11 protein-coding genes are annotated in these 12,729 nt (G+C 74.4%); 3 read left to right on the forward strand and 8 right to left on the reverse strand.

Features of this window, described 5'->3' with window-relative positions; genetic code table 11:
- Positions 1-175 precede the first annotated feature (175 nt).
- The 5 genes from ATJ88_RS17180 to ATJ88_RS17200 form a co-directional block, all read right to left on the reverse strand.
- Positions 176-976: a copper homeostasis protein CutC gene (locus tag ATJ88_RS17180; RefSeq protein ID WP_098464883.1), complete on the reverse strand. Its 801-nt coding sequence runs from the start codon at positions 974-976 to the stop codon at positions 176-178.
- A complete protein-coding gene (locus ATJ88_RS17185; RefSeq protein WP_098465445.1) occupies positions 976-3,630 on the reverse strand; it encodes a phosphoenolpyruvate carboxylase in 2,655 nt (884 codons plus the stop codon). The genes ATJ88_RS17180 and ATJ88_RS17185 overlap by 1 nt, the downstream gene beginning before the upstream one ends.
- A 147-nt stretch (positions 3,631-3,777) precedes the next feature.
- Entirely contained in the window at positions 3,778-4,602 is an 825-nt protein-coding gene (locus tag ATJ88_RS17190) for a hydroxymethylpyrimidine/phosphomethylpyrimidine kinase (protein ID WP_098464884.1), read from the reverse strand.
- 122 nt (positions 4,603-4,724) lie between these two features.
- Entirely contained in the window at positions 4,725-5,174 is a 450-nt protein-coding gene (locus ATJ88_RS17195; RefSeq protein WP_098464885.1) for a hypothetical protein, read from the reverse strand.
- A 10-nt stretch (positions 5,175-5,184) separates the two neighbouring features.
- Positions 5,185-5,439 (reverse strand): hypothetical protein, encoded by a 255-nt coding sequence (locus tag ATJ88_RS17200; RefSeq protein ID WP_141538721.1) that lies wholly within the window; start codon positions 5,437-5,439, stop codon positions 5,185-5,187.
- 135 nt (positions 5,440-5,574) lie between these two features.
- Here ATJ88_RS17200 and ATJ88_RS17205 point away from each other — a divergent pair, with 135 nt between their 5' ends.
- On the forward strand, positions 5,575-6,360 hold the full coding sequence (locus tag ATJ88_RS17205) for a deoxyribonuclease IV (RefSeq protein WP_098464887.1): 786 nt from the start codon (positions 5,575-5,577) through the stop codon (positions 6,358-6,360).
- Positions 6,361-6,878: 518 nt separating this feature from the next.
- On the opposite strand, the gene ATJ88_RS17210 is transcribed toward ATJ88_RS17205, so the two are convergent.
- The gene (locus tag ATJ88_RS17210) at positions 6,879-7,544 is read right to left on the reverse strand and encodes a response regulator (RefSeq protein WP_245852522.1); all 666 of its coding nucleotides are present in this window, start codon (positions 7,542-7,544) and stop codon (positions 6,879-6,881) included.
- Positions 7,541-8,797 (reverse strand): sensor histidine kinase, encoded by a 1,257-nt coding sequence (locus ATJ88_RS17215; protein WP_245852523.1) that lies wholly within the window; start codon positions 8,795-8,797, stop codon positions 7,541-7,543. Before ATJ88_RS17215 ends, ATJ88_RS17210 begins: the two co-directional genes overlap by 4 nt.
- 161 nt (positions 8,798-8,958) lie before the next feature.
- Here ATJ88_RS17215 and ATJ88_RS17220 point away from each other — a divergent pair, with 161 nt between their 5' ends.
- Both ATJ88_RS17220 and ATJ88_RS17225 read left to right on the forward strand, forming a co-directional pair.
- On the forward strand, positions 8,959-9,858 hold the full coding sequence (locus ATJ88_RS17220; RefSeq protein WP_098464890.1) for an ABC transporter ATP-binding protein: 900 nt from the start codon (positions 8,959-8,961) through the stop codon (positions 9,856-9,858).
- A complete protein-coding gene (locus ATJ88_RS17225) occupies positions 9,855-10,676 on the forward strand; it encodes an ABC transporter permease (protein WP_098464891.1) in 822 nt (273 codons plus the stop codon). The genes ATJ88_RS17220 and ATJ88_RS17225 overlap by 4 nt, the downstream gene beginning before the upstream one ends.
- A 154-nt stretch (positions 10,677-10,830) precedes the next feature.
- Here ATJ88_RS17225 and ATJ88_RS17230 read toward each other — a convergent pair whose 3' ends face one another.
- Positions 10,831-12,705 (reverse strand): cation:proton antiporter, encoded by a 1,875-nt coding sequence (locus ATJ88_RS17230; RefSeq protein ID WP_098464892.1) that lies wholly within the window; start codon positions 12,703-12,705, stop codon positions 10,831-10,833.
- Positions 12,706-12,729: the final 24 nt, after the last annotated feature.

The raw sequence follows: 12,729 nt of genomic DNA on the forward strand, positions 1-12,729 counted from the left end.
CAAAGGTTCCGGGGTCGGTGGGGTGGCGCGTCGTCGTCAGACCCGAAGTGGAGGGCGCGCAGCGCCCGTGAACGCGACGGCGCGCCACCCCACCGACGCCGGAACCGACCCACCGACCCCGGAACCGACCCACCGACCCCGGAGCCGACCTGCCGACCGACACCGCGCGCAGCGATCAGCCCGGCAACCCCAGCGCGGCAGCCGCCGCGGCGGCGACGTCGGGGTCGGTGATCTCGTAGCCGGAGTCCCCTCCACCACCGGGGCCGCCGTCGTCCGACACGACGCGCTTGGCGGACAGGTGGACGGCGTCGACGCCGCTGGCCCGCAGGGCGGGGACGTCCTCGACGCGGACGCCGCCGCCGGCCATGATCTGCACGGCAGCGGCGAGCGGGCCGTGGGCGTGGTCGGCGCAGGCGCGGAGCCGGTCGAGACCGTCGACGCTGCGGGCGGCGCCTCCGGAGGTGAGCACGCGGGTCACGCCGGCGGCGGCGAGCGCGTCGAGGGCGGCCAGCGGGTCGGCGAGCTGGTCGAACGCGCGGTGGAAGGTCACCTCGAGGTTGGCGGCGGCTGCGACGAGCGCGCGCACGGCGGGCTCGTCGACGGTGCCGTCGGGGCGCAGGGCTCCGACGACGACGCCGTGCGCGCCGGCGGCGACGGCAGCGGCGACCTCCCGGACCTGGACGTCGAGCTCGCCGTCGACGAGCACGAACCCGCCGGTGCGGGGCCGGACGAGGACGTGCACCTCGACGGGGTTGCCGGCGGTGGGGGCGGCGGCCTGGGCGACGGCCGCGGCGAGGAGGCCGGGTCCGGGCGTCATCCCGCCGGTAGCGCCGAGGGCCGCGCAGAGCTCGACCCGGCGTGCCCCGACGCGCGCCGCGACGTCGACACCGGCGACGTCCTGCACCGCCAGCTCGAGGACGGGCGCGGCGACGCCCGCCGGTGCGGGGGCACCGGCGGGCGTGGTGAGGTCGCGCATCAGCCCGTGTTCTGCAGGCCGGCGGACACACCGTTGACGGTGAGGAGCAGCAGGTGCTGCCAGCGGTCCTTGTACCCGCCGTCGACCCACTCGCCGTCGGCCACGGTGAGGCCTTCGCTGACGCCCTGGGTGCGCAGGGCGCGCAGCGCCCGGACCTGGAGCAGCGAGAGGGCGTCCACGTAGGGCGAGCGGAGCTGGACGGCGCGGCCGAGCACGCGGCGGCTGGCCAAGGGCCATCCGTTGCCGGTGATCTTGAGGACCCACTCGCGGGTGAGGCGGAGCTCGTCGAGCACCATCTGCGCGAGGTCGTCCCGGTCGCCGAGCGCGAGGTACTGCTCCGCGATCCGCTCGTCCGTCTTGGCGAGGGACATCTCGATGTTGTCGAGGAGCGTGGCGAACAGCGGCCACTCGGTGTACGCGGCGCGCAGCACGTCGAGGTCGCCGAACTCGCGCAGCGCCGTGCCGAGGCCGAACCAGCCGGCGAGGTTGATGCGGGCCTGCGACCAGGAGAACACCCAGGGGATGGCCCGCAGGTCGTCGAGCGAGTTCACCGAGAGGCCGCGCTTGGCGGGGCGCGACCCGATCGGGAGCAGGCCGACCTCCTCCAGGGGCGTCACCTGTGCGAACCACTGCGGGAAGCCCTCGGACTTCACCAGGGCGTGGAACCGGGCGCGCGACGTCGCGTCGAGCGACGCGGCGAGGGGCGCGAACCGCTCCGCCGTGGTCGCGTTGCGCTTCTCCGTGGACGGCGCGGACGCGAGGAGCGTCGCCGCGGCGACCTGCTCGATGTGCCGGGCCGCGATCGTCGGGTCGCCGTAGCGGGCGAGGATGACCTCGCCCTGCTCGGTGAGCTTGAACCGGCCGTCCACCGAGTGCGGGGGCTGCGCGAGGACCGCACGGTTCGCGGGGCCGCCGCCGCGCCCGAGGGCGCCGCCGCGTCCGTGGAACTGCGTGAGCGTGATGTCGTGGCGGGCCGCCCACTGCGCGATGCGGGACTGCGCGGAGTGCAGGGCGAGCGTCGCGGCGACGGGGCCGACGTCCTTGGAGGAGTCGGAGTAGCCGAGCATGACCTCGACGCGGCGGCCGTTCTCCGCGAGGCGGCGCTGCACCTGCGGCATCTCGAGCATCGCCTCGAGGATCTCCACCGAGTTCTCGAGGTCCGCGAAGGTCTCGAACAGCGGGACGGCGTCCACGACGGGGACGTCGTCGCTGCCCTCGAACGCGAGCTCGGCGAGCTGGTAGACCGCCGCCAGGTGCTCGGGCGCCTGCGTGAACGACACGATGTAGCGGCGGGCCGCGCGGACGCCGAACCGCTTCTGCACGGCGCCGAGCGCGCGGTACGTGTCCAGCACCTCGCGGGTGCGGTCGGACAGGTCGCCGTGGACGCCCTTCTCCTCGATCTCGGCGAGGGCGGCGGCGTGCACCTGCGAGTGCTGGCGCACCTCGATCTCGGCCAGGTGGAACCCGAAGGTCTCCACCTGCCACACGAGTCGCTGCAGGTCGCCGTACGCGGCACGGGGCGCGCCCGCGTCGATGAGGGAGCGCTGCACGACGCGCAGGTCGGCCTCGAGCTCCTCGGGGTTCGTGTACGCGAGGTCGGCGTCGCGGGTGCGGGTCGCGCGGACGCGGCCGGCGATCGCGAGGACGGCGGCGCGGTGCGGCTCGTTCGGGGACTCGGAGGCGGCCTGCGCCGCGAGCTCGTCGGAGAGCTGGCGCATCTTCTGCCACAGCGCCCGCAGCTCGCCGGACGCCGGGGTGCTCGCCTCCTCGAGGGTGAGCTTGCGGCCGGTGGCGCGCGTCGCGTTCTCGAGCGCGGTGAGCGCGTGCTCCGCGGCCAGCGTCGCGGCCTGCCGCGTCACCTCCGCCGTGACGTTCGGGTTGCCGTCGCGGTCGCCGCCGATCCACGACCCGAGGAAGACGAACGGCTTCGCGAGCGGTGCCCGGCGTCCGGCCTCGTCGTCCAGCAGCCAGTCGTCCAGGCGGCGGTACACCTCGGGGAACGTCTCGAACAGCGTCGCGTCGAACACGCCCATCGCCGTCTTGACCTCGTCGAGGACCGTCGGCTTGTTGGCGCGGATCGGGGACGTGCGCCACATCGTGTCGATCTCCGCCAGGAGGCGGCGCTCGTTCTCCGTGCGGGACGTCCCGCCCAGGTGCATCGTGTCGCGCTCCGCGAGGAGCGACGAGACGCGCCGCACCGCGCCGGACACGGCACGACGCCGCGCCTCCGTCGGGTGCGCCGTCAGCACGGGACGGAACTCCAGCTCGCCGAGACGGCGCAGGGCCTCGTCCCGGCCGACCTCCTCCGCGAGCTGCGTGAACGCCGCCGGCAGGGACTCCTCGATCGCGGCGCCCGCCTCCGACTCCCGCTGCCGCAGGACCCGCACGCGGTGGTACTCCTCCGCGAGGTTCGCGAGGTGGAAGTAGCAGGTGAACGCGCGCGCGACCTGCTCGGCCCGCTCCAGGGAGAAGCCCGCGACGACGTCCGCGGCCTCCGCCAGCGCGACGCCGCCGTCCTCCACGCCGTACGCGCGGATCGTCAGCTCACGCAGGTGCTCGACGTCGTCGAGCAGGTCCTGGCCGCCGGACTCCCGCAGGACGCTGCCCAGGAGACCGCCGAGGAGGCGGATGTCCTCGCGCAACGGGTCGGGCATCTCGTGACGGGCGACCACACGCTCGATCGCGCCCGTGCTCGGGCTGTGCTGTCCGTTGTTGTCGGTCACGCACCCGAGGGTAAGCCGAACCGCCCTGGAGAAGAAGTTTGCGTCCGGGGTACGGTCACCTGACCATCCCCTGACAGGTCACGCGGGGTACGCGCCCTGCCACACGGTGTCGAACGGGGTACGGGCAACGACCCGCGCCTCGATGCCCGTCGTGACGACGTCCTTCGCGGTCCGCACGGCGTCCGGGACGTCCGCGCCCTTCGCGAGCTCCGCCGTGATCGCGGCCGCGAACGTGCAGCCCGCGCCCGACACCCGCTCCTCGCCGATCTTCGGCGCCGACAGCACCGTGACGTCCGTCCCGTCGAACACGACGTCGACGGCGTCCGGCCCCGGCAGCTCCGCGCCGCCCTTCGCGACGACGTACCGCGGACCCGCGGTCGAGTCGAGCTGCGCGTGGATGCGGCGGGCCGCCTCGATCAGGTCCTCGACCGACAGGATGCGGTCCATCCCGGCGAGGGTGCGCGCCTCGAACAGGTTCGGCGTCACCACGGTCGCCAGCGGCAGCACCTGCTCGCGCAGCGCCGTGTCCGTGTCCAGCGCGGCGCCCGGCTCCTGCCCCTTGCAGATCAGCACCGGGTCGAGCACGACGTGCCGCCACGGCTGAGCCGCGAGGGACCGCGCCACGACGTCCACCGTCGCGGGCGTGCCCAGCATCCCGATCTTCACGACGTCGAGGTCGTGGGTGGCCGTCGCCGCCTCGATCTGGTCGGCGATCACCTGCGGGTCCACCGGGACGAACCGGTGCCCCCAGTCGTTCTTCGGGTCGAACGACACGATGCAGGTCAGCGTCCCGACGCCGTACGCGCCGAGCTGCTGGAACGTCTTCAGGTCGGCCTGGATGCCGGCGCCACCGGTCGCCTCGGAACCGGCGACGACGTACGCGAGCGGAGGAGTGCTGGGCATGGGGAAAGCCTACGCGCGCGGCGCGGTGCTCCCGTTCCCCGTCCGACGGCGGCGGGCCCGTTCGCGCCGTGCGGTCGGTGAGCGTGCGTCGCCGCACGACGCCGGTCCGGCGTCCGGGCCGGTCAGATCGTCCCGAGGACCCGCGCGCGGGCGGCGTCGCGCTCCACCGTCGTGATGGTGCCCGCCTCGTACAGGCGGTCCACCTCGGCGAGCCGGTCCTCCACGGACCGTGGCGGCGTCGACGCGGGACCCGCCGCGGGGGCGGGCGGACCGGCGATCGGCGGTCCACCGGTCCCGGGTTCGGCCGTCATGCCGGTGCGCTGCATGTACCTGATCTGCAGGTCCGTCGTCGGGTCGAGCGGATCGATCCCCGCGTCGCGCAGCTTGCGGGCCCGCCTCAGCGACATGACGACGCCGAAGACCGCGAAGGCCACGACCAGCACCACGACGATGCCGAAGAACGAGCCGAAGGCGCCGAACGTCGGCTCCGCGAACATCGGGTCGTCGAAGACGACCTCGCCACCCGGGCCGCCGCCCGAGAGGTACTCGTCCAGGAGGTCCGAGGGTTCCACGGCAGCCCCCTCAGACCGTGCCGAGCAGGCGGGCCCGGGCCGCGCCGCGCTCGTCGTCGGTGATCCGCCCGGCGGCGTGCAGCCAGTCCAGGTGCTCCAGCCGCTGCTCCAGCAGACCCGGACGGTCCGTCGGCTCGGCCGGCGCCGTGGGGCGCGCGCCCCGGGACAACGTCGCGGCGATCACCACGACGGCGACCGCCGTCACCACCGGCACCAAAGCCTCCAGGACGACGGCGAGCATCATCCCGGAACCAGCCCACGCCATCATGTACGACCTCCACCCGTCGAGAGCCGCAAAGTAGCAGGCCACGTCCCCTCCGGGCACGCCCCTTGAGGTTCCTCGGAGCAACCCGTCGGGACGCGACCCGCGGGCGTGGGTGGCGCCACCTAGGCTGGCGGCATGAGCGTGCAGATCGGTGCCCACGTGTCCCTGGACGACGCCGTCGCCGACGCCGGCCGGCTCGGGGCCGACGTCGTCCAGGTGTTCGTCTCCGACCCGCAGTCGTGGAAGGTGCCGCCCCTGGAGTACCCGGGCGGCGCGGACGCGTTCCGGGCGGACGTCGCCGCGGCGGGGATCGACGTGTACGTGCACGCCCCGTACGTCATCAACGTGGCGTCCCCCAACAACCGCATCCGCATCCCCAGCCGCAAGCTGCTGCAGCAGGTCATGACGCGGGCGGGCGAGATCGGCGCGAAGGGCGTCGTGGTGCACGGCGGTCACGTCACCGCGAAGGACGACCCCGCGACCGGGTTCGACAACTGGCGCAAGGCGATCGACGCCCTCGAGACGGACGTGCCCGTGCTGGTGGAGAACACCGCGGGCGGCGACTTCTCCATGGCGCGCCGCCTGGACCGCATCGAGCAGCTCTGGGCCGCGATCCAGCAGGCCGACGGCGGCTCCGACGTCGGCTTCACCCTGGACACGTGCCACGCGTGGGCCGGCGGCATCGACCTCGCCACCGCCGTCGCGGACGTCCGCGCCATCACAGGCCGCATCGACCTGGTGCACGCCAACGACTCCCGCGACGCCGCGGGGTCGGGCGCCGACCGCCACACCAACTTCGGCGTCGGCGAGATCCCGGACGACCTGCTCGTCGGCGTCGTCCGTGACGCCGGCGCGCCCGTCATCTGCGAGACCAAGGGCGACGTCGCCACGGACATCACCTGGCTGCGCGACCGTCTCTGAGCAGACCAGGCACCACCGCGACTCAGCGCAACTTCCCGCGACTCAGCGCATACCTGCGCGACTCAGCGCACGCCGGCGCGACTCAGCACAGGATCCCGGACGCCTGCCGTGAAGACGCGACAACCTCCACGACTGTGCGAGTCGGCGCCCTCTGCGGGAGCCGGCGCGACGAGCGCCGACGCGGCGCGCGGCTCGAGGACCCGGCGCGACCGGGACACGGCGCGGCGCCGCTCCACGCGAACCGGATCGGCGCGCCCACCGTCCCGCGACACCATCCGACGCCGAGGCCTGGCACTCCGAGGTCCGCACCTCGGATCCCGACGACGAAGGACGCCGGAGGTCGCCGCGCGTCGTCGTCCGACCCGAAGTGGAGGGCGCCCTGCGCCCGTGAACGCGACGACGCGCGGCGTCCTCCGACGTCCGGCACCTGAAAGCGCGCTGACTCGCGCCGCCTTGCGCTGACTCGCCGGAAGTCGCGCTGACTCGCGGGACGCCGCGCCGGGTCGCGGCGGCGGGCGCTACGCGCTCAGCCCGGCGTCGTGGACCGTGATGGCGGCCTGGACGCGGTTGGCGGCGCCCAGCTTGTCGAGGATGCGGGACAGGTGCGTCTTCACGGTGGGGACGCTCATGTAGAGCTCGGCGGCGATCTCCGCGTTGGACAGCCCGCGCGACAGGACGACGGCGACCTCTCGTTCCCGGTCGGTCAGCGAGGCGACGCGCCGCGCGGCGGAGCCGGGACGCCGCGCCGGGTCGGGGACCTCGACGGACACGCGGGCGATGAGCTGGGTCATGACGGACGGGGAGAGGGTGGGTTCGCCGGCGGCGGCGGCGAGGACGGCGGCGACGAGGCGTTCGGGCGGGGTGTCCTTGAGCAGGAACCCGGCGGCGCCGGCGCGGAGCGCCTGCAGGACCATGTCGTCGGTGTCGAACGTCGTCAGGACGATGACGCGGGGCGCGTCGGGGAGCGCGACGACGTGGCGGGTCGCCTCCAGCCCGTCGAGGCGGGGCATGCGGATGTCCATGAGGACGACGTCGGGGCGGTGCCGGCGGACGACGTCGACGGCGTCGGCCCCGTCGGCGGCGTCCGCGACGACGTCGATGTCGGGGGAGCCGCCGAGGATGAGCCGCAGCCCGGCCCGGACGAGCGCGTCGTCGTCGACGACCACGACCTTCACCACGTTCATGCGGTCCACGGTAGCCATGCCTGCACGACGAAGCGGCCGTCCGCGTCGCGGGCGGTGAGGGTACCGCCGCCGAGCTCGGCGCGCTCCATGAGGCCGAGGAGACCGAGGCCGGAGGACGGGGGGCGGGTGGTGTCGTCGGCGGGTTCCCGGGCGGGGGTGGCGTTGGAGACGGTGATCCACAGCCCCTGGCCGGGTGCGCCGCGCAGCACGACGGAGGCGGTGACGCCGGGGGCGTGCTTGCGCACGTTGGTCAGGGCTTCCTGGACGATGCGGTAGGCGCTGCGGGAGATGGCGACGGGCAGCGCCTCGACGCCGGGCACCCGGTCGGTGACGCGGACCGGGGTCCCGGCGGCGGTGGTCGCGGCGACGAGCTCGTCGAGGTCCGCGAGGGTGGGCTGGGGCCGTTCGGGCCGCGGGTCGTCGGTGGTGCCGCCCGCCGTGGGGCCGTCGAGCCCGCGCAGCACCCCGAGGACCTCCCGGAGCTCCCCGAGGGCCTCGTGGGCGGAGTCGCGGACGAGGGCGGCGGTCTCGGCGACCTGTGCGGGCGGCAGGTCGGTGCGGTAGGCGAGGGCGCCGGCGTGCATGGCGACGAGCGACATGCGGTGCGCGAGGACGTCGTGCATCTCGCGGGCGATGCGGGCGCGTTCGTTGGCGCGGGCCTGCGCGACGCGGCCGGCCTGCTCGCGCTCGGCGGTCGCGATCCGCTCGTACAGGGAGGCGATGTGCTCCCGGCGGAGCCCGATGTAGGCGCCGATCCAGACGAGGAGCGCGAAGAACGCGACGCCGAGGAGGGTCTCGGTGACCGGTGCGGGGTCGGTCGTGGGGTACAGCTGCCCGTACGTCCAGCCCGCGACGGTGAACACGGCGGCGACGGCGAGGATCCGCCACCAGCGACGGTGGGTGGCCAGCGACACGATCGCCAGCGTGATCGGCCCGACCGCGAACGCGGAGACGGCGCCCGCAGCGGACACGACGAGCGCCACCGTCGTCGGGAAGCGGTGCCGCAGCAGTACGGCGCCGAAGCACAGCACCCCGAGCGCGATGTCGAGCGCGAGCTGCCCGCCCGTCATCGCCATGCGTCCTTCGTCGATCTCCACGAGGACGAAGCCGGTGGCCGTCAGGCTGAAGAGCAGCGCGAGCCCGAGCCGCCACGTCTCCGCCCAGGCCCTCCTGAGCCTCGTCCGACGTCCATCCGGACGCGGCCCGGGCACGGCGGCGAGGTCCGGGTGGGGCACGTCGGTCGGGTCGGTCACGCCGCGAGCGTAGGACGGACGCCGCGGCCCGGCATCCGCCGTCGGGCTCGCCGCACCGGACGCCATCCTCCGAAAGGATGACGCGGCTCCATCCGACCGACGGACCAGGACCCGCCGTCCGGGCGATCCGCCAGAACCCCCGCCACCGGCAGGGTGGAGCCATGATCACCGTGGAGCACCTGACCAAGAGGTACGGGCCGGTCCTGGCCGTGGACGACGTGTCGTTCACCGCCGAGCCGGGACTCGTCACCGGCTTCCTCGGCCCGAACGGGGCCGGCAAGTCGACGACCATGCGCATGATGTGCGGCCTCACCCCGGCCTCGTCGGGCTCGACGCGCATCCTCGGGCTGCCGTACGCGGCGCTCACCAACCCGGGCCGCCGGGTCGGCGTCCTGCTGGACGCCTCCGCGCAGCACGCGGGACGCACCGGCCGGGAGGTCCTCTCCCTGGCCGCGCTGCTCACCGGGGTGGGCCGCTCCCGCGTGGACGAGGTCCTGGACGTCGTGGGCCTGACGACGGCGGAGGCGTCGCGGCGCGTCGGCACGTTCTCGCTCGGCATGCGGCAGCGCCTCGGCATCGCGGGCGCCCTGCTCGGCGACCCGGAGGTCCTGATCCTCGACGAGCCCGCCAACGGCCTCGACCCGGCGGGCATCCGCTGGATGCGCGACCTGCTGCGCGGCTTCGCGGCCGACGGCGGGACCGTCCTGCTGTCGTCGCACCTGCTGGGCGAGATCGAGCAGGTCGCGGACCGCATCGTCGTCATCGGCCGTGGACGGATCGTCGCGGACGGCACGAAGGACGAGCTGCTGCGCGCCGCCGGCACCTACGTCCGCTCCACCGACGACGCCGCCCTGGCCGCCGCGCTGCGCGCCGCCGGGACCGACGTCGAGCACCGCACGGGCGGCGGGCTCGTCGCCACCGCCGACACCGAGCACGTCGCCCGCACCGCAGCCGCCGCCGGCGTCGTCGTCGTCGAGCTCCGGGAGGCGTCGTCGCGCGGCCTGGAGGAGCTGTTCCTCGAGCTCACCGCGGACCACGCCCGTGAGGAGGTGTCGGCATGACCGCCCTCGACCCGACCCTGGCCCGCCCCACCCTCACCAGCCGCAGCGACGTCCCGGCCGTCACGTTCGGACGCCTCGTCGTCGTCGAGTGGCGCAAGCAGCTCGACACGCGTGCCGGCCGCTGGCTGCTCGTCGTCATCGCCGCCGTCACCGCGACCGTCATGATCATCATGGGCGCCGTCGGCGACGGCGACGTCCCCTTCGAGGCGTTCGTCATCGGCAGCTCCACACCGCTCGCGATGCTGCTGCCCATCGTCGCGATCCTCGCCGCGACGTCCGAGTGGTCGCAGCGCACCGCCCTGACCACGTTCACCCTGGAGCCCCGGCGGCTGCGCGTCGTCGGCGCGAAGGCCGTGTCCGCCGTCGGCTCCGGCGTCGCGTTCTACGCCGTCGCCGTCGGCATCGCCGCCCTCGCCCACCTGTGGGTCGTGACGTTCCGTGACGCCACCCCCGACTGGAGCGTCGGCACCGTCACCTGGGGCACGCTGCTCATGGTCGTCCTGTGGATGCTCGGCGGCATCGCGTTCGGTCTCGCGTTCCTCAGCACCCCGGCCGCGATCGTCACCTACCTCGTGCTGCCCGTCGTGGTGAGCACGATCGCGGTGTTCGTCACCGCGTGGGCGGACGTGTGGCCGTGGATCGACCTGTCGACCGCGAGCGCCCCCCTCCTGACCGACCCGGCGGTCGCGGCACAGGCCGGCATGTCGACCGGTGGGGAGATGTGGGCGCAGATCGCCACGTCGGCCCTCATCTGGGTGGGCGTGCCCCTGGCCGTGGGCGTGACCCGCGTGCTGCGCGGGGAGATCAAGACGGCCTGACGCCCGCCGGGCCGCCCGACGAGCGTGCCGGCGCCTTCCTCTTCCGCCCGGGACGGGAAGAGCGCCGGCACGCTCGTCGCGTTCCACCGGGCGACACCCGGCGGGTCGACGACGACGGCACCCGACCGCCGGGTCGTCCGGTGTCGCACCAGGATCAGGGCGACTCGCCGCGCATCTCGACCGCGATCTGCTCCGCGTCCAGCAGGTCCAACGCCCGCGACAGCAGCGCCGAGTCGAACGTGCCGTCCGCCCGCGCCCGCAGCAGCGCCGCCCGCTGCGCCTCGATCACCCGCACCCGCAGCTCGAAGAACTGCGCCGACAGCCCCGCCGACCGCGCCGCGTCCTCGTCCCGCTCCGACTCCTCCCGCACCACCGCACCCCGCACCGTCGCCACCACGTCCGGGTCGTACGGCGACCCGTCCACCCGCACCGGCCCCCCGTCCAACAGGTCCGCCGCCGCGTCGTGCACCACCACCCGCAGGCCCGCCGCGTGCTCCGCCGCCGTCGGCGGCTCCACCCCCGCCAGACCCAGGCGCCGCACCACCCACGGCAGCGTGCCGCCCTGCACCAGCAACGTGCCCGCCGCCACCCCGAACGCCACCAGCACCAGCAGCGACCGCTGCGGGAAGTCCGCCGGGAGAGTCTGCGCCGCCGCCAACGTCACCACCCCACGCATCCCCGCCCACACCAGCACCACACCCTCCCGCGGACCCAACGGCGCCGCCGCCAGATAGTCGATGTCCGCCACCCGGCGTGTGATGCGCCGGCTGAACCGCTCGATGCGCGCCAGCAGCCGCTCCCCACCGCCGTCCTCGCCCACCCCCGGGCGACGGCGCGGCCGGTCCTGGTCCTCCCCCCGCTGCAGCCGCTCCTCCTCGTGGGCCCGACGCCGCGACTCCGTGTCCTGCGGCCACGCCGACCGCAGCACCTCCAACGCCTCGTCCGACGTCATCGACCGCGACGGGTCGTGCGCCGACAGCTTCGCGTCCAGCCGGTCCTGCATCGTCGCCAACGTGCCCCGCAGCTGTTCGCCCCGCCGACGCCGCAGCGCCAGCCAGCGCAGCAGCGGCAGCACGAACGCCGCCCGCACCAGCACCACGCCGAACGCCGCCACCACCGCCACACCCAACGCCCGCCACAACGACCCGTGCTCCTCCTGCACGTCCGTCACCAGCGCGAAGAACTGCAGACCCATCACCAGGAACAGGGCACCCTCCAGCAGCCCCTCCACCGTGCGCCAGTTCACCTTCTCCGCCGACCGCACCTGCGGCGTCAGGTACCGCGCCGACAGGGTGCCCGTCACCAGCCCCGCCGTCACCGACGCCACGATCCCCGACGCCTCCAACGCCTCCGCCGGCCAGTACGCCGCGAACGGCACCAGGAACGACACACCGGTGGACAACGCCGGCGTCGGCAGCCGACGCCGCACCCGCAGACCCAGCAGCCCCACCACCACGCCGCTCACCACCGCCACCGCGACCGCCCACACGAAGTCCCCCACCACCGACCAGAACGACACGCTCGCCGCCGTCGCCGCCACCGCCGACCGCAGCAGCACCAGCGACGTCGCGTCGTTCAGCAGCCCCTCGCCGTCCAGCACCGTCACCACCCGCGCCGGCGCACCCAGCCGCTTGATGATCGACGTCGCCACCGCGTCCGTCGGGCTCACGATCGCCCCCAGCGCGATCCCCGCCGCCAGGTCCAGGCCCGGGATCATCCACGCGAACACGAAGCCCAGACCCACCGCCGACACCACCACCAGCAGCACGCTCAACCCCGAGATCGCCCCGAAGTCACGCCGGAAGTCCATCGACGGGAACGACGCCGCCGCCGCGTACAGCAGGGCGGGCAGCACCCCCGCGAGGATGATCTCCGGCTCCACCTCCCACGCCGGCACCGCCGGGAGGAAGCTCACCCCCAACCCGATCAGCACCAGCACCAACGGCGCACCCACCCCCGCGCGGGGGGCGAGGGCTGACACGGCGATGATCACGGCGACGGACGCGACCGCCACCAGCATGACGTCCATGCACCTCACCGTAGGTGGGCGCTA

It is taken from the genome of Isoptericola jiangsuensis, from assembly GCF_002563715.1.
Taxonomy (GTDB): Bacteria; Actinomycetota; Actinomycetes; order Actinomycetales; family Cellulomonadaceae; genus Isoptericola; species Isoptericola jiangsuensis.

Coding starts and splice junctions, on each gene's coding strand:
- ATJ88_RS17230 (WP_098464892.1), bottom strand. CDS start 12,705: ATGGACGTCATGCTGGTGGCGGTCGCGTCCGTCGCCGTGATCATCGCC.
- ATJ88_RS17185 (WP_098465445.1), bottom strand. CDS start 3,630: ATGCCCGACCCGTTGCGCGAGGACATCCGCCTCCTCGGCGGTCTCCTG.
- ATJ88_RS17225 (WP_098464891.1), top strand. CDS start 9,855: ATGACCGCCCTCGACCCGACCCTGGCCCGCCCCACCCTCACCAGCCGC.
- ATJ88_RS17190 (WP_098464884.1), bottom strand. CDS start 4,602: ATGCCCAGCACTCCTCCGCTCGCGTACGTCGTCGCCGGTTCCGAGGCG.
- ATJ88_RS17200 (WP_141538721.1), bottom strand. CDS start 5,439: ATGGCGTGGGCTGGTTCCGGGATGATGCTCGCCGTCGTCCTGGAGGCT.
- ATJ88_RS17180 (WP_098464883.1), bottom strand. CDS start 976: ATGCGCGACCTCACCACGCCCGCCGGTGCCCCCGCACCGGCGGGCGTC.
- ATJ88_RS17220 (WP_098464890.1), top strand. CDS start 8,959: ATGATCACCGTGGAGCACCTGACCAAGAGGTACGGGCCGGTCCTGGCC.
- ATJ88_RS17205 (WP_098464887.1), top strand. CDS start 5,575: ATGAGCGTGCAGATCGGTGCCCACGTGTCCCTGGACGACGCCGTCGCC.
- ATJ88_RS17210 (WP_245852522.1), bottom strand. CDS start 7,544: ATGAACGTGGTGAAGGTCGTGGTCGTCGACGACGACGCGCTCGTCCGG.